This is a genomic window from Arthrobacter sp. 05L417 (assembly GCF_056397865.1).
On sequence record NZ_JBFTOG010000018.1, the window covers coordinates 1 to 23,642 of the forward strand.

General features: G+C 63.9%; 23 protein-coding genes and 1 pseudogene. 8 read left to right on the top strand and 16 right to left on the bottom strand.

Annotated elements, in window-relative coordinates; all coding sequences use genetic code 11:
• The 6 genes and pseudogenes from AC1DJW_RS14060 to AC1DJW_RS14085 all read right to left on the bottom strand — a co-directional run.
• Window positions 1-278, bottom strand: a pseudogene (locus AC1DJW_RS14060) (urocanate hydratase); the annotation flags it as partial.
• A gap of 45 nt (window positions 279-323) precedes the next feature.
• Window positions 324-1,241: an ABC transporter substrate-binding protein gene (locus AC1DJW_RS14065; protein ID WP_476901697.1), complete on the bottom strand. Its 918-nt coding sequence runs from the start codon at window positions 1,239-1,241 to the stop codon at window positions 324-326.
• Window positions 1,242-1,370: 129 nt separating this feature from the next.
• Window positions 1,371-2,099, bottom strand: a complete 729-nt coding sequence (locus AC1DJW_RS14070) for an ABC transporter permease (protein WP_284753633.1) — start codon at window positions 2,097-2,099, stop codon at window positions 1,371-1,373.
• Window positions 2,096-2,746 carry an ABC transporter permease gene (locus AC1DJW_RS14075; protein WP_059389395.1) on the bottom strand — a complete coding sequence of 217 codons (651 nt, stop codon included), beginning with the start codon at window positions 2,744-2,746 and terminating at the stop codon, window positions 2,096-2,098. The genes AC1DJW_RS14070 and AC1DJW_RS14075 overlap by 4 nt, the downstream gene beginning before the upstream one ends.
• A complete protein-coding gene (locus AC1DJW_RS14080; RefSeq protein ID WP_390282482.1) occupies window positions 2,743-3,849 on the bottom strand; it encodes an ABC transporter ATP-binding protein in 1,107 nt (368 codons plus the stop codon). Before AC1DJW_RS14080 ends, AC1DJW_RS14075 begins: the two co-directional genes overlap by 4 nt.
• Entirely contained in the window at window positions 3,846-4,577 is a 732-nt protein-coding gene (locus AC1DJW_RS14085) for an IclR family transcriptional regulator (protein ID WP_459342879.1), read from the bottom strand. The genes AC1DJW_RS14080 and AC1DJW_RS14085 overlap by 4 nt, the downstream gene beginning before the upstream one ends.
• A gap of 201 nt (window positions 4,578-4,778) precedes the next feature.
• Here AC1DJW_RS14085 and AC1DJW_RS14090 point away from each other — a divergent pair, with 201 nt between their 5' ends.
• Both AC1DJW_RS14090 and AC1DJW_RS14095 read left to right on the top strand, forming a co-directional pair.
• Window positions 4,779-5,978: an allantoate amidohydrolase gene (locus AC1DJW_RS14090; protein ID WP_459342878.1), complete on the top strand. Its 1,200-nt coding sequence runs from the start codon at window positions 4,779-4,781 to the stop codon at window positions 5,976-5,978.
• Window positions 5,975-7,333: a formimidoylglutamate deiminase gene (locus AC1DJW_RS14095; RefSeq protein ID WP_476901698.1), complete on the top strand. Its 1,359-nt coding sequence runs from the start codon at window positions 5,975-5,977 to the stop codon at window positions 7,331-7,333. Before AC1DJW_RS14090 ends, AC1DJW_RS14095 begins: the two co-directional genes overlap by 4 nt.
• 190 nt (window positions 7,334-7,523) lie before the next feature.
• Here the strand turns inward: AC1DJW_RS14095 and AC1DJW_RS14100 are convergent, their stop codons facing one another.
• The 9 genes from AC1DJW_RS14100 to AC1DJW_RS14140 form a co-directional block, all read right to left on the bottom strand.
• On the bottom strand, window positions 7,524-8,465 hold the full coding sequence (locus AC1DJW_RS14100; protein WP_459342876.1) for a carbohydrate ABC transporter permease: 942 nt from the start codon (window positions 8,463-8,465) through the stop codon (window positions 7,524-7,526).
• An 11-nt stretch (window positions 8,466-8,476) separates the two neighbouring features.
• A complete protein-coding gene (locus AC1DJW_RS14105) occupies window positions 8,477-9,433 on the bottom strand; it encodes a carbohydrate ABC transporter permease (RefSeq protein ID WP_390282490.1) in 957 nt (318 codons plus the stop codon).
• Between the two features lie 31 nt (window positions 9,434-9,464).
• Window positions 9,465-10,427, bottom strand: a complete 963-nt coding sequence (locus tag AC1DJW_RS14110) for a phosphodiesterase (protein WP_459342875.1) — start codon at window positions 10,425-10,427, stop codon at window positions 9,465-9,467.
• A 29-nt stretch (window positions 10,428-10,456) separates the two neighbouring features.
• Entirely contained in the window at window positions 10,457-11,254 is a 798-nt protein-coding gene (locus AC1DJW_RS14115; RefSeq protein ID WP_476901699.1) for a tyrosine-protein phosphatase, read from the bottom strand.
• Between the two features lie 30 nt (window positions 11,255-11,284).
• The gene (locus tag AC1DJW_RS14120) at window positions 11,285-12,640 is read right to left on the bottom strand and encodes an ABC transporter substrate-binding protein (protein WP_390282493.1); all 1,356 of its coding nucleotides are present in this window, start codon (window positions 12,638-12,640) and stop codon (window positions 11,285-11,287) included.
• A 62-nt stretch (window positions 12,641-12,702) separates the two neighbouring features.
• Window positions 12,703-13,854 carry an ABC transporter ATP-binding protein gene (locus tag AC1DJW_RS14125; protein WP_476901700.1) on the bottom strand — a complete coding sequence of 384 codons (1,152 nt, stop codon included), beginning with the start codon at window positions 13,852-13,854 and terminating at the stop codon, window positions 12,703-12,705.
• A 159-nt stretch (window positions 13,855-14,013) separates the two neighbouring features.
• Entirely contained in the window at window positions 14,014-14,904 is an 891-nt protein-coding gene (locus tag AC1DJW_RS14130; protein ID WP_390282495.1) for a MurR/RpiR family transcriptional regulator, read from the bottom strand.
• A gap of 94 nt (window positions 14,905-14,998) precedes the next feature.
• Window positions 14,999-15,472 (bottom strand): sensor histidine kinase, encoded by a 474-nt coding sequence (locus AC1DJW_RS14135; RefSeq protein ID WP_390282496.1) that lies wholly within the window; start codon window positions 15,470-15,472, stop codon window positions 14,999-15,001.
• A 230-nt stretch (window positions 15,473-15,702) separates the two neighbouring features.
• Window positions 15,703-16,539, bottom strand: coding sequence for an alpha/beta fold hydrolase (locus AC1DJW_RS14140; RefSeq protein WP_476901742.1), 837 nt, complete (start codon window positions 16,537-16,539; stop codon window positions 15,703-15,705).
• 177 nt (window positions 16,540-16,716) lie between these two features.
• Here AC1DJW_RS14140 and AC1DJW_RS14145 point away from each other — a divergent pair, with 177 nt between their 5' ends.
• The 6 genes from AC1DJW_RS14145 (at window position 16,717) to AC1DJW_RS14170 (ending at window position 23,283) form a co-directional block, all read left to right on the top strand.
• Window positions 16,717-17,757 carry an LLM class flavin-dependent oxidoreductase gene (locus AC1DJW_RS14145; protein WP_459342872.1) on the top strand — a complete coding sequence of 347 codons (1,041 nt, stop codon included), beginning with the start codon at window positions 16,717-16,719 and terminating at the stop codon, window positions 17,755-17,757.
• 157 nt (window positions 17,758-17,914) lie between these two features.
• A complete protein-coding gene (locus tag AC1DJW_RS14150; protein ID WP_476901743.1) occupies window positions 17,915-19,648 on the top strand; it encodes an ABC transporter ATP-binding protein in 1,734 nt (577 codons plus the stop codon).
• On the top strand, window positions 19,645-21,615 hold the full coding sequence (locus AC1DJW_RS14155) for an ABC transporter ATP-binding protein (RefSeq protein WP_390282498.1): 1,971 nt from the start codon (window positions 19,645-19,647) through the stop codon (window positions 21,613-21,615). The genes AC1DJW_RS14150 and AC1DJW_RS14155 overlap by 4 nt, the downstream gene beginning before the upstream one ends.
• Window positions 21,616-21,620: 5 nt before the next feature.
• Complete coding sequence (locus AC1DJW_RS14160; RefSeq protein WP_476901744.1) at window positions 21,621-22,382, top strand: formylglycine-generating enzyme family protein; 762 nt, start codon at window positions 21,621-21,623, stop codon at window positions 22,380-22,382.
• Window positions 22,383-22,439: 57 nt separating this feature from the next.
• Entirely contained in the window at window positions 22,440-22,772 is a 333-nt protein-coding gene (locus AC1DJW_RS14165) for an ArsR/SmtB family transcription factor (protein ID WP_284753649.1), read from the top strand.
• Between the two features lie 13 nt (window positions 22,773-22,785).
• Entirely contained in the window at window positions 22,786-23,283 is a 498-nt protein-coding gene (locus AC1DJW_RS14170; protein ID WP_476901701.1) for an SRPBCC family protein, read from the top strand.
• An 89-nt stretch (window positions 23,284-23,372) separates the two neighbouring features.
• Here AC1DJW_RS14170 and AC1DJW_RS14175 read toward each other — a convergent pair whose 3' ends face one another.
• Window positions 23,373-23,585 carry a hypothetical protein gene (locus AC1DJW_RS14175; protein WP_284753651.1) on the bottom strand — a complete coding sequence of 71 codons (213 nt, stop codon included), beginning with the start codon at window positions 23,583-23,585 and terminating at the stop codon, window positions 23,373-23,375.
• Window positions 23,586-23,642: the final 57 nt, after the last annotated feature.

Consider the following 23,642-nt stretch of genomic DNA (forward strand, 5'->3'; position numbering starts at 1 on the left):
AACACCCCGACGGGCTTGCCGGACTGGACCAGGAGCGTCTCGTCCTTCTCCATCGTCTCCAGGGTCCGGGTGATCGCGTCGAACGCGGCCCAGGACCGGGCGGCCCGGCCCGTGCCGCCGTACACGACCAGGTCATCCGGGCGCTCGGCGACCTCCGGGTCCAGGTTGTTCATCAACATGCGCAACGGCGCTTCGGTCTGCCAGCTCTTGGCCGTCAGCTCGGTGCCGCGGGCGGCCTTGACCGGACGAGCTCCGGTAGTGAAATCGGCGGGTGCCATTCTTCGTACTCCTTAGTCTTCTGGACTAGTTGCTTCTTGCTCGAACTAGGCCAGGTTCTTGGATTTGAGCCAGTCCTGGGCGATTTGTCCCATGTCCTCGAACTTGGCGGTCCTGCCGTTCATCTGGATCAGGTCATCGGTGGTCAACGCTGCAGACACCTTGTCCAGCACGCTCTTGACGGTGTCCGTGGACTTCTTCTGGTTGATGAGGGGGACGATGTTCTCTGACAGGAACAGGTTCTTGTTGTCATCCAGGGCAACCAGGTTGTTGGCGGCGATTGCCGGATCGGTGCTGAAGAGATCGGCAACCTGTACCTGACCGGAAAGGAGGGCGTTCAGCGTCAGCGGACCGCCGGCGTCGAGCGCTGAGAAGTCCTTGAAGTCGAGGTTGTAGACAGACTTCAGGCCGGCGACACCGTTAATACGGGTCTTCCACTCCGGCGGGCCGCCCAGGACCAGGTCCTTGGCAGCAGGCTGGAGGTCGCTGATGGACTTGAGGTTGTACTTGTCGGCAGTTTCCTTCTTGATGGCCAGGACGTCCTTGTCCTGTGCCTTGGATGCCGTCAGCTGGGTCAGTCCGGAAGGGATCTTGGTGCTCAGCTCTTTGGTGACTTCATCCGGGGTGACCGCTTTGGTGGCTGCGTCAAGATACTGCAGCAGGGCTCCGCCGTATTCCGGCATGAGGTCGATGGAACCGTCCTTCAGCGCCGGGATGGTGACTTCGCGGCTGCCGATGCTGGGCTTTTCGGTGACCTGGACGCCCTTGGCCTTGAGGGCCTCGGCGTAGATCTTCGCGATGAGCTGGCTTTCCGGGAAATCAGCGGAACCCACGATGATGCTGTCCGTGGAACCCGCGGCCTGGGAGTTGTTGTTGGAGGAGCTCATGGGATCCCCACCGCCACAAGCGCTCAGGGCGATGGCGGTGGCTGCCGCGAGGGCGAAGCCGCTCAGGTACTTTTTCATGTCAATTCTCTCTGGGGAGGGCCGTTGCAGGGCATGCGGTGGCCAAGTGGGGGTGGATTGGTGGTGTTGCCGCCGCGGGACGAGGGCGCCCGACGACGGATGAAGCGGGGGGGGGGGGGGGAGAGATGCCTAGGCCGCGACGGGGGTTTTCACGGTGTCGGTCGCAGCGGTCGGGGCGGCCGCCTTGACGGTGCGCCGGGTCAGTCCGGGTGAGACGACCCTGCGGGTGATGAAGGCGAGCAATTGGTCGAAGAACAGGGCCAGCAGCGCAACCAGCACGGCGCCGGCAACCATCTGGCTGTAGTCGTTCTGGGCTTTGCCGTCGATGAGCAGCCGTCCGAGGCCGCCGAGCGAAATGTACGCGGCGATGGTCGCCGTCGAGATGATCTGCAGCAGTGCGCTGCGGACGCCGGACAGCATGAGCGGGAGCGAGCAGGGGAGCTGGATGTCCGTGAGGATTTTCATGGTGCGGAAGCCCATGCCCTTGGCGGCGTCGACGGCGGCAGCATCCACAGCGCGGACGCCGGCGTAGGTGTTGGTCAGGATGGGCGGGACCGCGAGGAGCACGAGGACGATGAGGCTCGGCAGGATGTAGCCCATTTTGGACGGGAACGCGGGCGAGATCAGCAGGACCAACAGGATCAGCAGGCCCACGCTGGGGAGGGCACGGAGGGCGTTGGCCAGGCCTGCGATCATGAAGACGCCCTTGCCGGTGACGCCGATGTAGATGCCGAGTGGAACCGCGATGATTGCCGCGACCGCCAGGGCGATGAGGGAGTAGAGCAGGTGCTCCCCGATGAGGGTGGGGATGCCGTCGGCGCCGCTCCAGTGCGCGGGATTGAACAAGTAGTTGATCATGATGCCACCACCTTGGGGGTCCACGGTGTCAGCCACCGGTTGAGGAGGATGATCAGTCCGTCGAGGATCATGGCCAGGACCACACAGAGGATGATGCCGGCGATGATCGGGGTGAAGAACCGCAACTGGAAGCCTTGGGTGAAGAGCGAGCCGAGCTGCGGGATGCCTAGCAACGCTGCCACGGAAACGAGGCTCACGTTGGAGACCGCCGCGACACGGAGTCCGGCACTGATGACGGGGACGCCCACGGGTAGTTCCACTTTCACCAGGCTTTGGTAGCCGCGGTAGCCCATGGCCTTGGCGGCTTGGACCGTGTCTTCCGGCACGGAATCCAAGGCATCGGCCACCACGCGTACGAGCAATGCGACGGTGTAGATGGTCAGGGCCGCCACGATGTTGAGGGGGTCCAGGATCTTGGTGCCAAGGACCAGCGGCAACAGGACGAACAGGGCGAGGGAAGGGACCGTGTACAGCAGGCCTGCCACGCCCACCAGAAGGGGGTAGATCCGGCGGCTGCGGTGCGCCCACCAGCCGAGCGGCAGCGCGATGAGCAGTCCCAGGATGAGGGGAGTGACGGCGAGCAGCACGTGCCAGCCGAGGAGGAAGACGATGTTGTCGGACTGACGGCCGAGCCATTCAAAGTTCATCGCGCCGTCTCCAAGTGCGGCTCGGCCTCAATCGCCTTGACGACGTCGGTGGCCGTCACTGTGCCGATGAGCTCGCCGTGTTCATTGACGACGACGCCACGCCGGCTGGGGGAGGAAAGCGCCGCGTCGAGCAATTGGCGCATGGTCCCGGACGATGATGCGGAGGTGCCGCTGAGGTTGAGGTGCTCCCTCTTGAGTTCGCCCTTAATGAGATCGGCTTGCGCCCAGCCGAGCGGTTTCCGGCCGCCGTCGACCACGAGCACCCAGGCTCCCGTGGCCTTGCTTTGCGCCTCGGCGGCGGAGGCGCCGATGGTGACTACTGCTTCCTCTGAAACAGTTACCGTGCCGGCCGCGTTGGTGAAACCGAGCGAACGATAGCCACGGTCACGTCCCACGAAATCGGCCACGAATTCGTCAGCCGGGGAAGTCAGCAGCTCCGACGGCGTCGCCATCTGGGCGAGTTTTCCGCCGACGCGCATCACGGCCACCTGGTCGCCGAGCTTGAGGGCCTCGTCGATGTCGTGGGTGACCATGATGATGGTCTTGCCGATCTCGCGCTGCAGCCGGAGGAACTCCTCCTGGAGCTGTGCGCGGACCACGGGGTCAACGGCACTGAAGGGTTCGTCCATGAGCATGAACGCCGGATCCGAAGCTAGGGCCCGGGCCACGCCGACGCGCTGCTGCTGTCCGCCGGACAGTTGCCACGGGTAGCGCTTTGCGAAGCTCGCGGGAAGGCCGACGCGCTCCATGAGTTCGAGGGCTTTCATGCGGGCCTTCTGCCTGCTCTCGCCGAGCAGAACGGGCATGGTGGCCACGTTGTCGATAATGGTGCGGTGCGGAAAGAGGCCTGCGTGCTGGATGACGTAGCCGATCCGGCGGCGCAGCAGCGCCGCGTCCATGCCCGACGTCGGCTGGTCATCGAGGTAGATGGTTCCGCTGGTGGGTTCGATGAGGCGGTTGATCATCCTCAGCGAAGTTGTTTTGCCACAACCGGACGGGCCAACCAGGATGGTCAACTTGCCGGTGGGCGCCTCGAGGTTCAGGCCATCGACGGCGACCGTCCCATCGGGGTACGCCTTGGTGACATTTTCGAACTTGATCATTTCTTTTCCATGCTTTCCTGGGGCACTTCATGGTTTCCGGAGGGTTCCACGAGGATGTTGTTCGCCACCCTCGCCAGTTCCTCGCCAAATGTCTGGGCCTTCGCTTCGCCCAAGCGGTAGCTCGGTGCGACGATGCTGAGGGCTGCCACGGTGCGGCCGCCGATCACGATAGGTGCGGCGACGGCCGTAATGTCGTCTTCTACGCCGCTTCGCACGATGGCGAAGCCGCGGCCGTTTTGTCCGCCAGTCAGGACCTTTCCGGCGGCGGATCCTTCCAGCGGAATGCTCCTGCCGACCCAGCTGGTGTGTCGGACAGAGTGGGTACCTTCGACAATGGCGATGTAGATTCCGGTTTCCCCAGGACCGGGAATGCTCAAATAGCAGGACTCGCCCGTGTCGGCCACCAGCCTCTTCATATGCGGTGTGCATAGAGACACGAGGGATTCCTGACCCAGCGCGAGTGCTCCCAACTGGATCACACTGGCGCCGGGCCGGAAGTTTCCGCTCGGATCCCGCTTCACGAATCCGCTGCCCTCCAGTGTGCGGAGGAGGCGGAGTGCGGTGCTGGCCGACAAGTCGACAACGCGTGCTGCGTCGCTCAAGCTGATGGCGCCATCGGTGCAGACCGCGCTCAGGAGGGCCAACGCCCTTTCGACCGTCCGGGTGGAAGAGTCTGCTGCCACTGACTGACCTGCTTTCAAGTGGTCTGAATCACCATGTCTTGCCACTTAGTAAAAATCAACTTTCATCGAATGGCAATAGATTTCGAGAAATTACCTGAGATTCCGGGATTTGAGACGCTCAGTGGGAACAAGCCGTTTCGGCGATGTTTCAGGCCTGTTAATTGTCATGCTTCTAGGCTCAGGGCCTTGTCATTGGGTGACATGTGGTTTTTACTTGGTGGCAGTCTTCATTAATCGGAGGAACACGTGGAAACCGTCAATCAGCTCCTTGACTCAATCAAGGACGTGGGCCGCGATGCGGTTCGCGGAGGATACTCCAGGGCCGTCTACTCGACACCCGAGCTCGACCTCAGGCACTGGTTCATCGAACAGGCCCAGCAGCGCGGCCTCGGCGTCGAGACCGACCGCAATGGCATTATCTGGGCCTGGTGGGGAAAGCCCCAGGACGGTGCGCTCGTTACCGGCAGCCACCTCGATTCCGTCCCGGGCGGGGGCGCCTTTGACGGGCCGCTTGGCGTCGCGTCCGCACTCGCCGCCGTCGACATACTTAATTCCCGCGGTCTTGAGCCTGGACGTTCCCTGGCCATCACGGTCTTCCCGGAAGAAGAAGGATCCCGCTTTGGCGTGGCCTGCTTGGGCTCGCGGCTCCTGACCGGTGCCATCGACGTCGACAAGGCGCTGAACCTGCGCGACGTCGACGGCAACACCTTCGCCGACGTCGCGCGCGGTAACGGGCTGGATCCCCGGCACGTTGGTCCCGACCCGGAAACCATGGCTCGAATCGGCGACTTCGTTGAACTGCATGTGGAACAGGGAAAGGGGCTCGGCCAAGGCGGTCCGGCCATCGCCGTCGGAAGCTCGATCCTGGGCCACGGCCGCTGGAAGCTGAGCGTCAGCGGCCAAGGCAACCACGCCGGGACCACGCTCATGGCCGACCGCGCCGATCCCATGGTCGCGGCCGCGCAGATCGTCGTTGCCGTCCGCGACACCGCGGCGAAACAGCCGGATGCGCGGGCCACGGTCGGCCGCTTGACCCCGGTACCGGGAGGCACCAACGTGATTGCCTCCCGGGTCGATCTGTGGCTCGACGCCCGCCATCCCGACGACGCCGTCACGGCGCAACTGATCGAATCGATTTACCGCGTGGCCCGGGAAATCGCGGCAGGTGAGGGGTGCACTGTCAGCCTCACCGAGGAGTCCTACAGCGACACCGTGCACTTCGATCCCGAGCTGAGCCGACGCGTTGGCGAACTCCTGCCGGGCGCGCCGGTGCTGGCAACCGGCGCAGGGCACGACGCCGGAGTCTTGGCTGGACATGTCCCCTCGGCGATGCTTTTCGTCCGCAACCCGAGCGGAATTTCGCACTCCCCGGAAGAATACGTCGCTGACGAGGATGCTTCAGCCGGCGCCGTTGCCCTCGCCGACGTTCTGGAGGGACTCCTGTGAGTGGGATCTGGTGTGAATCGGCGCTATTGAACGTCGACGGCGGTTCTGTCGGGGGCGGCGCGGCTGTCGCCACCGGTGTTCGGCTGGAAGTGCACGAGGGCCGCATCTCCGGGATCTCTACCGGGGTCCAGCCCGAAGCCGCTGACCGGATATTGAACGGGGTCGTCTTCCCCGCCGCGGCCAACGCCCATTCGCACGCTTTTCACCGGATCCTGCGCGGACGGACGCATGACGGGCGCGGTGACTTCTGGGTGTGGCGGGAGCAAATGTACCGGAGCGCTGCGGAACTGACACCGGAGAAATACGAGAAGCTCGCCACGGCAGTCTTCACGGAAATGGTGGTCTCGGGCTTCAGCAGCGTGGCGGAGTTCCACTATGTCCACCACCAGTCGGAAGGAACGCCGTACCCGGAGCCGCACGCGATGGAACTGGCGTTGGCCAGGGCAGCCGTGGCGGCCGGGATCCGCCTGACATTGCTGGACACCCTGTATCTCGCGGGAGGGATCGGGACGCCGCTCAGTCCGGAACAGGCACGGTTTGGCGACGCCGACGCCCAGGCCTGGCTGGACCGGCTCGCCTCGTTGCGGGCCGAGGTGGCTCGGACTTTCCCGCCGGACAGGGTGAGCGTGGGAGCCGCACTGCATTCCGTCCGCGGCGTACCGGAGGAGGCTCTCAAGACTGTCGCACAGCAACTGCCTGCGGACATCCCGCTGCACATCCACCTCAGCGAACAACCGGCGGAGAACGAGGCCTGCCTGCAGGCTTACGGTGTCACACCGGCCGGACTTCTTGCCCGGCATGGCCTACTGTCCGGGCGGCTTTCCGCCGTCCACGCGACCCACCTGACGCCGGACGACATCCAGCTCCTCGGGGATGCGGGATCTACTGTGGTGATGTGTCCCAGCACTGAGGCCGATCTCGCCGATGGCATCGGGCCGGCACGCGCATTGTCCGACGCCGGCTCCACCATCGCCCTGGGCACGGACCAACACGCGGTGATTGATCCCTGGGTTGAAATGCGCACCTTGGAACACGGGGAACGCCTCGGTTCCGGTCAGCGGGGCAGGTTCTCACCCCAGGAACTGCTCCGTGCCGCTACGGTTGGTGCGGCGGCATCCATGGGCACACCCGTCGCATCGGCATTGGAAGTCGGTGCAATCTGCGACTTGATGGCCGTGGCCCCGGACTCGGTTCGAACCGCGGGCTCCATGCCGCAACAGTTCGCGTTCAGTGCGACGGCGAGCGACGCCACCGCCGTCGTCATAGCTGGCGAACTCGTGGCTTCGAACGGAGCCCATGTCCGGCTCGGGTCTCCGGGGAGCCTGCTGACCGAGGCGTTGAAGGAGTTTTCCTAGGGGGCTTCCTTAGGTGATATGACGGGACTCCTTGGCTTGACTCGCTCACCCAAGACGCTCGCTCACTTATGTGGTTGTTTTCCGGATCCCTCGCTCACATCTAGTGAGCGAGGGATCCCGGAATTGGGCCTGTATGTGAGGGGGCGTCGGCCGAAACGGCCCTATATGTGAGCGGGCGTTCGGGGCGGGGCTACTTCAACCCTGAGCGGACAAAGGCGTCCACCACGTATCGCTGGAGGAAGATGTAGATCAGGAAGATCGGCAGGCAAGCGAGCGAAGACGCTGCCATGATGGCTCCCCAGTTGTTGCCTTCGGCTCCCAGGAAACCGCGGATGCCTACCTGGATGAGGGCATCGGACTTCTGCATGATCAGGGAAGGCCACAGGTATTCGTTCCAGGCGCTGATGAACAGCATGATCCCAAGGGCCGCAAGTGCCGGCCGGAGGTTCGGAACCACCACTTCCCACAGCGTCCTCCAGGATGACCGTCCGTCCATCTGGCTCGCATCCAGGAGGTCCTTCGGGAAGGCCTCGAGGTGCTGGCGCAGCATCATCACGGCGAAGGCCGAACACAACTGCGGGATGACGACACCGGTGATGGTGTTGAGAAGGCCCATCTGGGACACCAGCAAGTAGTTGGGAATCATGGTGACTTGGAAAGGCACCAGCCAGGACCCCACAAACAACAGGTACAAGGCCTTCTTTCCGAGGAAGTCCCAGCGCGCAAAGCCGTAGGAAGCCAGGATGGCCACGAGCAATTGGGACACCGCCAGTGTCAGTGCCATGCCGAAGGTGTTTGCCAGCATGCCCGCGATGGGGATGGTCTTCAGGACGTACTGGAAATTCTCCAGGCTCAGCGGTCCCGGCAACGGATTGGTGGACAAGGCGTCCGACGACGGCCGGAAGGCCGTGACGAACATCCAGTAGATGGGGAAAATGGAGACGACCGCGAGGGCGATCAGGAGAGCGTGGCTGGGTACTAACCGCAACCACGGGAGCCGCAGCGACCCAGACCGCAGGCGTCCGCGCCCGGCGGCGGGCGCCGTCGTCGGCCCTGGGACTTTCGTCGGCCCTGAAAGGGGAGCATCCAAGGAACCAGGCTGGGCCGGCGGGGCGATGGTGATGAAGGCCATGGTGGTTCTTTCTAGTTGTCGTAGAAGCTGAGTCGCTCCGAGAGTTCCACGAAGACCAAGGCGATCAGCCCGAATCCGAGGAAGAAGAGCGTGCCCGCCGCGGAGGACAGGCCGGCGTCGAAGTTCCTAAAGCCGAACTGGTACAGCAGGTAGTAGATGTTCGTTGATGAATTGCCCGGCCCGCCCTGCGTCACGAGGTCGATGATCGGATATGTCCACTGCGCGGACAGCAGGATGGTCATGAGCGAGAGGAACACCAGGCTCGGCGAAAGCAGCGGGATGATGATCCGCCACGTGATCTGCCTGCCGCTGGCGCCGTCGATCGAAGCGGCTGCGGCATAGTCGGGGCTGATGCCTGCTAGTCCGGCCGAAACCACCAGCACGCCGAAGCCGAGCATCTGCCAGCCGACGATCACGATCACCGCCGTCATCGAACTGTCGGGATCGCGGAACACGTTGCCCATGGGTGCGCCCAGCGCGGCGGCGATCGCGGGAATCGTTCCGCCTTCTGGAGCGAACAGCCACCGCCAAATGGCGCTGCTGGCAACTGGAGTGATGAGGAAAGGAACGAAGATCAAGGCCTGGTACGCGGTGCGGGCCTTGCCCTGGACCTTGCGCGAGAGCAGCGCGAACACGAGCGGCAAGGCAACCGAAATACCCAGGAACGCCAGGATGTACAAGCCGGTGTTGATGAGCGCTTGGTGCAGTTCGGGCAGGCTCAGGACCTTCGCGTACTTCTGCACGTCAACGTATTGCTTGGGCTTGGTGGGGATCAGGTTCCAGTCATTGAAGGACAGGTTGACGGTCTGTCCCAGAGGCCAATACGTCCAGACGAGCAGCAGGACGACGGCGGGCAGGATGTAGAGGTAGGGGCTCAGGGCGCGGCGCTTGGGACGCCTGTTGGCCGGGAGCCCCGCCGGGCCGGCAGGGGCAATGCCCGTTGCCGGCCCGGCAGTCTCGATGAACATTCTTTAGGCTTCCTTCCGGTGCTGTGACTGGTTAGCGAACGCTTTCGGCGAGTTCGCCGTCGCCCGCTTCGGCAGCGATGGAGGGCTCGACGTCGGACTCCTCACCGGGAGCGGTCATCGCTGCGGTCGCCTCTTCGAGGGTCATCTTCTCGAACGCGGCCATCTGCTCAGCCGTGACGGAGTACACCGTGGAGAACTCGCCGATCGGCACAACCGAGCTGAGCATCTTGTCCTGGTAGAGATGGATCAGGTTGAACGCCTGGGCACCGTTCTGGCCGCGCATCGACTTCGGCGCAACGTTCAGGTCCTGCGTGTAGCACGTAGCCGAAGCGACCGTCACGGGGGCGCCTCCGAAGGTGCTGAAGGTGGAGTAGTGCAGGTGGCCGGCCAGGATGCCGCGGACGTCGGTGCCTTCGATGACCTTCTCGAAGCGGCTCTGCTCACGCAGTTCGAACATGGCCATCATCTCCAGCGGGCTGGGAACCGGCGGGTGGTGCAGGGCAATGAGGGTGCCATGCGGGGCCGGGGTGGCCAGGACATCGGACAGCCAAGCGAGCTGCTCGTCCGAGATCTCGCCGTGGTGCTTGCCCGGAACCGTGGAGTCCAGGGCGATGATGCGCAGGCCGTTGACATCGTGGACCATGTCCACGGATTCCTCGCCGGCGTCGGAGTCAAGGAGGCCCGAACGGAAGGCGGTGCGCCCGTCGTGGTTGCCCATGACCCAGATGATCTTGGCGCCGAGTTCCTCGGCCACGGGCTCCACGATGTTGCGGAGGCGGACGTAGGCGTCCGGGCGGCCGGTGTCGGCGAGGTCGCCGGTGAACACCAGCGCTTCGGGCTTGATCTGGGCCTTGACAAAATCGCGGAACAGCTGGCGGAGGTTCTCGTCGCTGTCCACGCTGCCGTGCAGGAGGTCGTTGTCGGCCACGAAGTGAGTGTCGCTGATGTGCAGGATGAAGTGCTCGGGGGCGGGGCGCTGGAGTTCGGCGTTCATGGTCTTGTCTCCTTGTAAGTGAGTGCTTCTTAGCGGATGGAGCTGATGGTCAGGACATCCCTGAGCCGTTCGAGGTCGGCGTCGCTGAAACCGCGTGCCTGGAGAAGGCCGGTAGCGCTGCCGTACATTTCGTCCACGAGGTCCAACGTGGTTTCCAGGACGGCGGCGGGGCTCGCGGAAATGATTTCCCGGAGGTCCTCGCCGATGCCGGCAAGGCCCGGGTGGCTGGAGGCGGCGGCCATCATGGCCTCGCTCCATTCGCCGCGAAGGTTTTCCTCGCTGGCGGTGTAGTCGAGGATCACCTGCTCGGGGTCCACACCCGCGGCCAGGAGGGCCAGGGCGATCACGACGCCGGTGCGGTCCTTGCCCGCGGTGCAGTGCACCAGGACGGGGTCCGTTCCGGAGCTGGCTATGAGGCGAACGGCGTCGGCAAGGCGCTGGGCGTGGCCCTGGATCATGAGCCGGTAGATGTGCGCGAGGGTGGTGGTCTCCGCAGCACCGGGGACGTTGCCCTCTTCGAAAATCGGGTTGTGCCTCGTGTCGATGGCGAGTCCGTCAAGGTTGCTGGGCGCCTTCGCCAACTCCGTGCGATCGCGCAAATCGATCACCAAGCGGATGCCGAGCTCGGAGAATTGCCGGCGTCCGGCGTCGGTCAGTCCGTGCAGCGCGTCCGAGCGGTACAGCTTGCCCTCGCGGATGGTGCGCGCGGAGGCGGCATCGCTCCCCGCGGCGGCATAGCCGGCCGTGCTCCGGAAGTTATAGGTGCCCTCCACGGGGTAGGGGCGGTTGCGGGTTCCGAAGACAGCGTCCTCGGTAGTGGTTGTCACAGTTGGTGTCCTTCCGGATGGGCAGGGAGCTTAGGGGATCAGGTCCTGGGCGCGTTTCTGGGCGTCGGCCATGGTGGTTTTTGCGTCCTTGCCGTAGTAGACGACGTTCTCGACGGCCTTGCCGAGGATGTCGTCGATCTGTACGTAGCTGTTTCCGGGGTAGGAAACCCACGGCTGGAGGCGGTCAAGCTGGGTGAGGTTCGGCGCCAGGAGCGGGTTCTTCTGGGCCCAGTCGTAGAGCGAGCCGCCGGGAGCGGTCAGCGAGGTGCGCAGCGGCAGGTAGCCGATCTTGGTGGAGATCTGCTCGTAGGCGTGGTCGCTGGTCATGAACTTGATCAATTCCCAGCCGGCGCGCTGCTTCGCGGGATCCTGCGAGAGGACGAACAGCGCCGAGCCGGAGTTTGTGGGCACTGCAGGCTTGCTACCGAAGGAGGGCATGCCGGCGGCCTTGAGCTGCCATCCGCCCTTCGTCGCGGCCGACATGAATGAGCCCTGCAGCGCCGAAGTGGTGAGGATGAAGGCGGTGTCGCCCTTCGCGAGGCCTTCGGACTGGGCGCTGCTGTCCGCGTTGCGCAGCACGCCGTCCTTCGTCAGCTGTGCGAGCTTCGTGACGGTGTCCACGGCCGCGTCCGAGCCGAATCCGATGGTCTTGCGGTCATCGGAGAGGACCTGGGCCCCGTTCGACTTGAAGACGCCCTGCATGCACCAGTTCCCACCGATGCTTGCGCACGAAATGTCCAGGGACGGCTTCCCGGTCTTCGCGGAAACCGCCTTTGCAGCTGCCTCGACCTTGTCCCAAGTGGAGAGGTCAGGGTTGGTCACTCCGGCGTCGGCGAGCTTGGTGGCGTTGTAGAACAGGACGGGCGTCGAAAAGACGTAGGGAATGCCGTACGTCTTGCCGTTCCAGTCGGCCAGGTGCTTCGCGTTGGGGTGGAAGGGGTGGGCACCGCCGAGGGCGTCGTCAACGGCTTTCTGGCCGACAAGGTCGCTGATCGGCTGGGCGCCGAGCTGGGTGGCGGCGAAGTCCAGGGAATCGAACGTCAACTGCGCGACGTCGGGCGCGTGTCCGGCAAGGAGCTGCGTCTGGACGCTGCTGACAGTGTTGGACCCGACGGCGCCGCCGCCCTGCGGTGCCTGCGCGGAGACGTGGATGTTCGGGTGGGCCTTCTCGAAGTCGGCCACGAGGCCTTTGACGGTATCGGTCCACACGCCGGCTTGGGCCAGGTTGTAGCTTTCGAAGGTGATGTTGACTTGCTGGTCTGCTTTGAGCTCCGGGATGACTTGGTTGCTCACGGTGCCGGCCTGCGAGGCGCCGGAACAGCCCGCGAGTGCCAGGGCGGCCGTGCCGGCGGCGATGGTCAGTGCAATTGAACGGAGAGGGCGCACAATATTTCCTTGCTGGGTTGGGTGGGTTGCTGATTCCGGGTTGGGGTCCGGAAAGAGGAAGGCTAGACGGACGCGGCCGGCTGCGCCGAGCTGGCGGTGGACGCGTGCTTCGCGTGTGCTTGCCATTCGAGGCGCCGGCCGCTTGCGCGGTCAAAGAGGTGGAGGTTCGCGGCAGTAGCGCTGAGAACGACGGCGTTGCCCGGCTCCCAGTGCAGGCCCCGCGGGGCGCGGACCGCCACGCGGTTCTCGCCGACCCGGCAGTAAATGACCTGCTCGCTGCCGAGGTTTTCGGCCAGGTCAACGATGCCCCGAAGGGCTGCCCCGGAGCTTGGCGCGGCTGCGGAAGAACCGGGCGCGTGGATGCTCAAGTGTTCCGGGCGGATGCCCAGCACCACGTCCCGCTGGGGCGTTTCCCCGTCCCACAGCACGGCCTCCACAGAGGGCGCCATGACGGTGATGGAGCCGTTGCTGATGGAAAGCTCGGCGTCGATCAGGTTGGTGGCGGGGGATCCCAGGAAGCCCGCGGCGAACACGGAAGCCGGCTTGTCGTAGAGCTCCTCCGGCGTGCCGAGCTGCTCGAGCTGGCCTCCGTTAAGGAGCGCGATCTTGGTTGCCATGGTCATGGCTTCCACCTGGTCGTGTGTGACGTAGATGAACGTGGCTCCGAGGCGCTTGTGCAGTCCAGCCAGTTCCTGTCGGGTTGCGGTGCGGAGCTTGGCATCCAGGTTGGACAGTGGTTCGTCCATGAGGAAGGCCTTGGGTTCGCGCACCAGGGCGCGTGCGACTGCAACGCGTTGGCGCTGGCCACCGGAGAGTTCCTTGGGTTTGCGGTCCAGGAGGTGGCCGATCTCCACCATTTCGGCTACGGCTTCGACGCGCTTCTTGACTTCCTGCTTGTCGGTCCGCCGCACGTGGAGCGGGAAGGCAAGGTTCTTCGCCACGCTGAGGTGCGGGTACAGGGCGTAGCTCTGGAACACCATGGCCAAGTCGCGCTTCTTGGACGGAGCGGCGGTGATGTCCGTTCCGTCCAGTTCGAGCGAGCCCGACGTCGGTTCCAACAGGCCCGCGATCATGCGGAGTAGGGTGGTCTTGCCGCAACCGCTGGGGCCGAGCAGGACCAGGAAATCACCGTCTTCGACGGTGAGGGATACGTTCTTTACCGCCGACACGTTCTTGAATGAACGCGACAACTGGTTGAGCACTAGTCGGCCCACGAGCACCTCCGGGGAAACGATGTTTCCTAAATCGAATTATTTAGGAAACGTCTTACCCTTGAAGGGTGGGGCTCGATTATTAACGGTTGGTGCGGGGTTGATGAACTCCCCGTACGCGGACAGGAAACAGTTGAAACTGCGCGCATTTCGCGCCGGAAGCTATTCGGGGTTTTCCACCATGTGGAGGACTTCTTCGAACACGGCGGAGCGGGCGCGCTCAACATCGGGAGAATCTGCAGTCACCGCGGCGTGCAGGGCGGACAGCACCAGCATCTGGACGATATTCCCAATAGGCAACTGATCGTTCCAGGAATGGAATTCCGCCCCGGCCACGAGTGTGTGGGTCGAGAGAGCGGCGAGCTCGGATTTCGCGTAGCTGGTCACCCCGATCACCGTGGCCTGGCGTTCGGCGGCTATCCGCGCCGAACCAATAGTGAAGGAGTTCATTCCGCTGTCACTCACTGCGATGCAGACGTCGCCCGCTGAAAGGAGCTTGGCGGAGATGTGCTGCGAAACAATGTCGGATGGCGCTTCGCATTGCACCCCGGCAGACAGGAACCGCAGGGCAAGGGATTGCGCAGGAGCCAAGGATCCTCCGTTGGCCACCACCAGCAGGCGTCCACCCTGGCGGATCGCCTTCACCGCGGCGTCGAACGCCTCGAAGTCCAAAGACCCTAAAGCTCCGCGGATGTCGTGGGATGCCCGGGAAAAGATCCCCGAGACCAAATGCTCCGAGGACCCGGGTTCGCCGGTTGCCCCCGATTCTTCCTGCTGGATGCTGTCCCGTGCCGCGGCGCCCAGATCGCGCAGCAGGACTTGGCGCAAGTGCTGGAATCCGTCAAAGCCCATGCTCTTGCACGCCCGCACGATCGTCGCCGGCGACGTCCCGGTCTGGGTGACAAGGTCCGCCACTGACATCCTGGCCACGGTTTCCGGGGAATCGAGGCATAACTGCGCCACGCGCTGTTCGCTGCGGGCCAGCGACGGGAAAATCGACTTGATGTGAGCGCGGGAACCGCCCAGGGGCGGTTCGGACTTGTACGGGGTCATTGGCCTTTCATACCAGATTCACTTGAATAGCGAACCAGCAGCGCCGAAACCGACGACGGCGGCTGCCCGCCGCCGTCGTGGGCTGGACCTAACGTCAGTCGAGCGGCAGGGTGACGGTTACGCAGGTTCCGTTGCCCGGACTGGAGACAATGGAGACCTCGCCGCCCACTTCGCTGACGGCGATGGACATGAGGCGGAGGCCGAATCCGTGGTGTGCTCCGGTGGGCGTTGCCTCGCTGTCGAAGCCGGCGCCGTTGTCCGTGACTGTCAGCCGGATCCCGTGGTAGACGGCGGCGAGCCGGACGGTGATGTCGTGGGCGTGCGCATACTTGAAGGCGTTGCTGAGGACTTCCTTGGCGGCGTGGTAGAGCAAGGAAGCGGAGTCGGACGAGATTTCGACGCCATGGTGCGGCGTCTCCCAGTGGATTTCGGTCCCTTGGCGGCGGAGCGGAGCGGCCAGGCGGTCGATGCAGCCGGCGAGCCCCAAAGAGTGGAAGTCAACGGGTTGCTGATCGGTGATCACGCCGTTGATGGCGGTGACTTCGTCCAGGGCTGTTGTTGTCTTCATGGCCGGTCCTGCTCCCCTTGCAGCTTTGGTGCTTTCGCCGGCGGGTGGTCCGCCTGTGCTTGCATTAAGACTGGACCCGAGGAGTTAAGGTTCCCGCGATATTCGCTCAGTTTCGTCCTAATTTTTTGTCAGGAATCTTCCAAGTTCCGCACAAGCGAAATGAGGACGACGACGGCGGGGGCCCTCCCGGCGTCGTCGTCCTCCTCGTCCTCGTCGCCCTCTGGGTCGCGCTACTTCGCGAGGAAGCCGAGCAAGGTCTGGTTGACCTCGGCACCATGCGTCCACAGCAAGCCGTGCGGGGCGCCGTCGATCTCCACATACTCGGCGCTGGGGAGCGCTTCGGCGAACTTCCGGCCGGCGACGTCGATGGGGAGGATGTTGTCCGCGGTGCCGTGCACGATCAAAGCAGGCACGTCGATCTTGGGGATGTCGGCCCTGAAATCCGTGAGCCACGTGGGCTGCGCGGCCACTGAGGCGTGGGCTCCTGATTGGGCCGCGAGGTTCCAACTGGCTCGCACTGATTCCTCGCTCAAGCGGTGCGTTCCGAGGAAGGTGGAGGCGTTGTAGAAGTTGTTGAAGAATTCGGTGAAGAAGGCGTACCGATCGGAAATGACGGCTTCGGAAAGTCCGTCGAACACGGACTGCGGGACGCCTCCAGGGTTGTCCGCGGTCTGCAGGAGGAACGGCTCCAAGGAAGCCAGGAATACGGCCTTCGCCACCCGGGCGGAGCCGTACGTGCCGAGGTAGCGGGCCACCTCGCCGGTACCCATCGAGAAGCCCACAAGTACGGCGTCGTTGACATCGAGGGTGTTCAGCACGGTGTTCAGGTCCGCGGCGAAGGTGTCGTAGTCGTAGCCCGCAGTCGGCTTACTGGACTTTCCGAAGCCGCGGCGGTCGTAAGTGATGACGCGGTAGCCGGCGTCGAGCAGTGCGGCGGTCTGCTTCTCCCAGGACGAACCATCCAGGGGATAGCCGTGGATGAGGACCACTGCCTGGCCGGTCCCGTGGTCCTCGTAGTAAATCTCTATCTCGGTGCTGTTTTCATTTCCGACGGTGATGTATGCCATGACTACGGTCCTTTCGTAGCGGATCTTGCCGAGTGTTTCCAGCCTACTGTCCGGGTACGACGGCGGCACGCCCCCGGCGCCATCAAGACGCTCGCTCACGTATGTGGGGGTTGCGGCGGACGCTCGCTCACTAACGGCTTCGGGAATGAATCCAAATACTTGAATGTTCAATTAATTATGGATTTTGGAATCTTCACTTTCGGTGAGCTATCCCGCGACATCAAGACCGGAGTCTCCCTGTCACCGCACCAGCGGGTCAAGGACATCATTGAGCTGGCGAAGCTTGCCGAGCAGGCAGGACTATCGTTCCTGGGCCTGGGGGAGCATCATCGGCACGATTTCGCCCTCTCTGCCCCCGAAATGGTGCTCGCGGCCATCGCTCGGGAAACCACCAACCTGCGGCTGGGCACCGCCGTCACGGTTCTCTCCACCCAGGACCCTGTCCGGCTCTTCGAGCAGTTCTCCACGCTGGATCTAATTTCGGGCGGGCGGGCAGAGATCATTGCCGGCCGTGGCGCCTTTGTGGAGTCGTACTCGTTGTTTGGCCACAGATTGGAGGACTATGACGAGCTGTTCGAAGAGAAGCTGAACATGCTGCTCGCGCTGCGTGACAACGACAACCTTCGCTGGGAGGGAAGCCTGACCCAAACCGTCTCCGGGATGGACATAGCGCCCCGTCCGATCCAGGAAAAGTTGCCCATCTGGGTGGGCGTGGGCGGTACTCCGCAGAGTTTCGTCCGGGCGGGGCGGTTGGGCCTGCCGCTGTTTATCGCTCTGCTGTCCGGGCCGGCACGATTCCGCCGGCTCGTGGAACTGTACCGGGAGACCGCCGAAAACGCGGGACACGATGCTGCCGCCCTGCCAGTCGGTGCTGGGGGCCATTTCTATGTGGCGCCGACGTCGCAGCAGGCCAGGGACACCTTCTACCCCTACTATCGCGCCTACTTCGAGCAGAACATGCCCCGGCCAGTTGACCATTTCCCGCGGAACACCTTCGATGAATGGACCGAACCGGGTGGCGGCCTGCTTGTGGGAAGCCCCCAACAGCTCGTCGAAAAGCTACTGGAAATTCATAACGCCCTCGGTAACACGCGGTATCTGGCTCAGGTCGGTCTCGGCGGCTTGCCTTTCGCTGAGACGGCGCGGTCCATCGAGCTCCTGGCTACCGAAATCATCCCTGCAGTGAATCGCGAGATCGGCGTTGCTCTTGCGCGGTAAACCCCACGATCTGAGCGAGGGTTGGGGAAAGAGGCCCCATAGCTGAGCGAGGGTTGCACCTGATCACCCGCCGCACTTCGCCCTGAGGGAAAGCTCTAGTTGCCCCCAGCAACCAGTCGTAGACTGGCCTTCGAATCACTACGTGAGTTGGAGAACGATGCTCTGGAAACTTCTCGTTCACTACCTGCGGCCACATCGGCGGCTGCTGATCGCCGTCGTCATTTTCCAGTTGGCGCAGTCGATAGCTTCCCTGTATTTGCCCACGCTGAATGCCGACATCATTGACGAAGGCGTGGCCAAGGGGGATACCGGGTACATCCTGGGGACAGGCAGCCTCATGTTGCTCATCACCCTCCTGCAGATCGCCTGTTCGATCACGGCCGTGTACTTCGGCGCGAAAGCCGCCATGGGCTTGGGGCGGGACCTGCGCGGCGCTATTTTCACGAGGGTCGGGGAGTTCTCCGAGCAGGAGGTCACCCGCTTCGGTGCGCCCTCGCTGATCACGCGCTCCACCAACGATGTGCAGCAGGTCCAGCAGCTCGTCCTGATGTCCTGCACCCTCATGGTTGCGGCGCCCATGCTCAGCATCGGCGGCGTCATCATGGCTGTCCGTCAGGATGCGCAGTTGTCCTGGCTGATTGCCGTGAGCGTCCCCGTGCTGCTCGTTGCGGTGGGCCTCATTGTGAGTCGGATGGTGCCGCTGTTCCGCAAGATGCAGGTCCGGATCGACACCGTGAACCGGGTGCTCCGCGAACAACTCGCCGGCATCCGCGTTGTGCGCGCGTTCGTGCGCGAGGACATGGAGACGGAACGCTTCGCCTCGGCCAACCAGGACGTCACCGAGATGGCGCTTCGGGCCGGGCGGCTCATGGCCCTCATGTTCCCCGTGGTGATGCTGGTGCTCAACGTCTCCAGCGTGGCCGTGATCTGGTTCGGATCTTTCCGGATCGACGACGGGTCCATGCAGGTGGGCACCTTGATCGCCTTCCTGAGCTACCTCATGCAGATCCTCATGTCCGTCATGATGGCCACGTTCATGGCCGTCATGATCCCTCGTGCGGCCGTTTCGGCGGACCGCATCGGACAAGTGCTGGAGACCCAATCGAGCGTGCGGCCTCCCGAGAACCCGGTGACCGAGACTGCCGGCCGCGGCGAGCTTGAATTGCGCGACGTCGGATTCGCCTACCCGGGTGCCGAGCAGCCGGTCCTCAGCGGCATCAGCTTCCGGGCACGCGCAGGCCAGACAACGGCTATCATCGGCAGCACGGGCGCGGGCAAGACCACCTTGGTGAACCTGCTGCCGCGGCTCTTCGACGCGAGCAGCGGCTCGGTGCGGATCGACGACGTCGACGTCCGCGAACTTCACCCGGACCTCTTGTGGGGGCACATCGGGCTGGTCCCGCAAAAGCCCTACCTGTTCTCCGGCACCGTCCGAAGCAACCTGCTCTACGGCAAGCCCGATGCCACAGAGGAAGAACTTTGGCGGGCGCTCTCCATCGCACAGGCCCAGGACTTCGTCGAGGAAATGGAGGGTGGGCTTGACGCTCCGATCTCGCAGGGCGGCACCAATGTTTCCGGCGGTCAGCGGCAGCGCCTCGCCATCGCCCGGGCACTCGTGAAGCAACCCGAGCTCTACATCTTCGACGACTCCTTCTCTTCCTTGGACACCGCCACCGACGCCAGGCTCCGCCAGGCGCTCAAGCGCCACACTTCCGGCGCCACCATGGTCATCATTGCGCAGCGGGTGTCCAGCATCGCCGACGCCGAGCAGATTCTAGTGCTCGACGACGGGCGGCTCGTGGGGCGCGGAACCCACGAAGAGTTGTTGGAGGCTTCAGAAACGTACCGCGAGATAGTTTCCTCGCAACTGGCAGCGGAGGAGGCGGCATGAGCGGCACAGCAGGCACCGCCAACCGCCCGCAGCGTCCCCCGATGGGACCAGGCCGCGGCGGACCCTTCGCGGGAATGAGCATCCCGGCCGAAAAGGCCATGAACTTCCTGCCCTCGGCCAAGCGGCTCCTGGGCACACTGCGGCCCGAGCGCTTGTGGCTGACCCTGGTCCTCTTCCTCGCCGTGGCCAGCGTGACCCTGTCCGTGATCGGCCCCCGGCTGCTGGGCGAGGGCACCAACTTGATCTTCGCCGGCGTCGTGTCCAAGCAGCTTCCCGCCGGGGTGAGCAAGCAACAGGTCATCGACGGGCTGCGCGCTTCCGGCCAAGGCTCCAAAGCGGACATGTTGAAGGGCATGGACCTGACTCCCGGCGTCGGAATCGACTTCGGGGCGTTGTCCTCGATCCTGCTGTGGGTGCTGGTCTTGTATGTCCTGGCCTCAGCGTTCGGCTGGATTCAGGCCTACGTGCTCAACGGCGTCGTGCAGCGGACCGTGTACCGGCTCCGCGAGCAGATTGAAGCGAAGATCAACCGGCTTCCGCTGCGCTATTTCGATTCGGTGCAGCGCGGCGAGCTGCTCAGCCGCGTGACCAACGACGTCGACAACATTTCGCAAAGCCTCCAACAGTCCATCAGCCAGGCGGTCACGTCCCTGCTCACGGTGGCCGGCGTCATCTTCATGATGTTCCTGCTCTCGCCGATTCTGGCGTTTATCACCTTGGTCACGGTGCCGTTGACGCTCGTGACCACCGTGCTGATTGCCAAGCGCTCGCAGAAGCTGTTCGTGGCCCAGTGGAAGAACACCGGCGAGCTGAACGGCCAGATCGAAGAGACCTACACCGGCCACGCGCTTGTGAAGGTGTTCGGCCGCCAGCGCGAAGTGGAGGAGCGCTTCCGCGAGAAGAACGCAGAGCTGTTCTCGGCCAGCTTCGGCGCCCAGTTCATCAGTGGCTTGATCATGCCGGCACTGACATTCATCGGCAACCTGGTCTATGTCGGGATTGCAGTGGTGGGCGGCTTGCAGGTGGCCTCCGGCGCCATGCAGTTGGGCGATGTCCAGGCCTTCATCCAGTACTCCCGGCAGTTCACGCAGCCCTTGGCCCAGCTTGGTTCGATGGCCAATCTGCTCCAGTCCGGCGTCGCGTCCGCCGAGCGCGTCTTCGCGCTCCTCGATACCGAGGAGCAAAGCGCTGATCCTGAGCCTTCAGCTGTTCCCGAGGTGACGCGCGGACGACTCGTGTTCGAGAACATTTCCTTCTCCTACTCGCCAGACAAGCCGTTGATCCAGAATCTGAGCCTGGTGGCCGAGCCCGGACAGTCCGTGGCGATCGTCGGGCCTACCGGGGCGGGCAAGACCACCCTGGTGAACCTGATGATGCGCTTCTACGAGCTGGACGCGGGGCGGATAACGCTCGACGGCGTGGACGTCGCCTCGATGTCGCGCTACGAACTGCGCTCGCGGATGGGCATGGTGCTCCAAGATACGTGGCTGTTCGGCGGCACCATCCGGGACAACATCGCCTACGGACGGCCCGAAGCTACCGAAGCCGAGATTCTGGAAGCCGCCCAAGCAACGTACGTGGATCGCTTCGTGCACTCCCTCCCGGAGGGCTACGACACCGTGCTCGACGACGAAGGCAGCAACGTTTCCGCCGGGGAGAAGCAGCTGCTCACCATCGCCAGGGCATTCCTGGCCCGTCCGTCAGTCCTGATCTTGGACGAGGCCACAAGCTCCGTGGACACCCGGACCGAGGTCCTGGTGCAGAAAGCCATGAACGCCCTGCGTTCCGACCGGACGAGCTTCGTGATCGCACACCGCCTCTCCACGATCCGCGACGCCAACCTCATCCTGGTGATGGAGTCCGGCCAGATCGTAGAGCAGGGAACCCATACGGAGCTGTTGGCTGCTGGTGGCGCGTACTCGCGGCTCTACGAAGCCCAGTTCGCGGCGCCGGTGGCGGAGGTCTGAGGCTCATCAACCCGCCAGGGCTCCTCAGCCTGCCTGGTGGCCGGATTGAACTCCGCGATGCGCGCAGTGGCAGCACCAACTCGGTGGACCTGGTGGGCTTTGAAATTGGAAGGACGGCGGTTACTCGGGCCGAGTTTGCCGGGGTCAAGGGTGACCCCACCCCTGGCCTCTCTCCAAACGCGCCGGCACACGGTGTCACCTGGCTTGAGGCCATCGATTGGTGCAACGCGGCCTCGGGAGCGGAAGGTCTCAGCCCGGCATACGCCCGCACCGGACGAAACGTCGAATGGAACGTCGCGGCCAACGGCTACCGGCTGCCCACCGAAGCGGAATGGGAATACGCCTGCCGCGCCGGGTCCTCGGGTCCGCACTATGGTCCGCTCAACGAGATTGCATGGACCGCGAAGGACGGCTTGTCCGCACCCGCCGGCGTCGCGTTAAAGGCTCCCAACGAGTTCGGCGCCTACGACATGCTCGGCAACGTCTGGGAGTGGTGCTGGGACTACGCGGATCCGGCGAGATACGGCGACTACAGGACATTCCGTGGTGGTGGCTGGGCTGACGAAGCCTGGAACGTGCGTGCGTCGGTACGGCGGGGCAGCGCTCCGGATGCCGTCCTGGAAGACGTTGGATTCCGGGTGGCACGTGGCGCAACGGGCATTCCAGCCGCAAGCTCTGGGCAGGGTTGGTCGGACGAAGCCGACAGGAGCCGGGCCAAAGTGCGCGGCCCGATTCCGTTCGGTTGGACTCCGCTGAAGTTCGACTAAGGGCGATATACCTATGCCCATTGACTCCCCTCCGCCGTCGGCATATCCTACAACCAAATGGTTGTAGATCAGCTCAGTGAAACCGAACTTGACCGCCTGTTCCAGGCACTTGCCGATGCCACGCGCCGGGATATCGTCCGACGAGTGACTATCGGGGAGTACTCAGTGTCCGGCTTGGCCGCTCTCTACGCCATGAGTTTCGCCGCTGTCCAGAAACACGTGGCGGTGTTGGAACGCGCGTCCCTCATAACGAAGGAGAAGCGCGGAAGGGAGCAGATCGTGCGGGGCAACCATGATGGCTTGCAAAAAGCCCGCCAGCTGCTCGATGAGTACGAGGCGATCTGGCGGCAGCGCGTCGAGCGGATCGCAGACATCCTCGCCGAAAAATAGGAAGGGTTCCGCAATGACGGTTATCAGTTCCACCCAGAATCCCGAAGCGTTGACCTTGACCCTCGTCGCTGAGTTCGATGCCAGCCCCGAACAGGTCTGGCAAATCTGGGAAGACCCGCGCCAGCTTGAGCGCTGGTGGGGTCCGCCCACGTGGCCGGCCACGTTCGAGCAGTACGAGTTCGAGCCGGGCGGGAAGGCCAGCTATTACATGACGGGTCCCGACGGCGAGAAGCCCCGCGGCTGGTGGCGCATCACGTCCGTCCAAGCTCCGAACAGGCTGGAATTCGACGACGGTTTTGCCGACGAAAATGGCGCTCCCGTCGAGGACATTGGTGCCGGCCACGCGATCGTGACCATCGAGGAGATAGGCGACCGCACCCGCATGACCATCCTGTCCATCTTCGAATCAGAAGAACAGATGAAGAAGATGATCGACATGGGAATGGAAGAGGGAATGCAGGAGGCGGCCGGCCAGATCGACGCGCTCATTTCCGAGCACTCCCGCGCCTGACCCTTCCCTTTCGGACTGGCCCGGAACAGCGAACGACGGCGGGAGGTGACTCCCGCCGTCGTCGTCGCTTTGCGTCCGAAAGGGCGCTGTTACAGGGAGTGTGCGTCGAAGGCGGTGGCCTTGGCCGCGCCGCCGTTCAGGCTGACGGTGAAGGTGTTCGGCCCGCTGCAGGTAACCGCGATGCTGGCCTTGGGGGTGTTGTGGCGCACCGAGAAGTCGTGCACCAGCGCGTCCAGCGTGTGGTGGGTGGTTGAGCGGTCCCAAATCTTCAGGGTTACGGAGTCGGCAGTTTCAAACGTCATTGTTCAGTGCTTCCATTCATGAATCCGGATATCCGGCTATCGCGCCAGTGCGAAAGC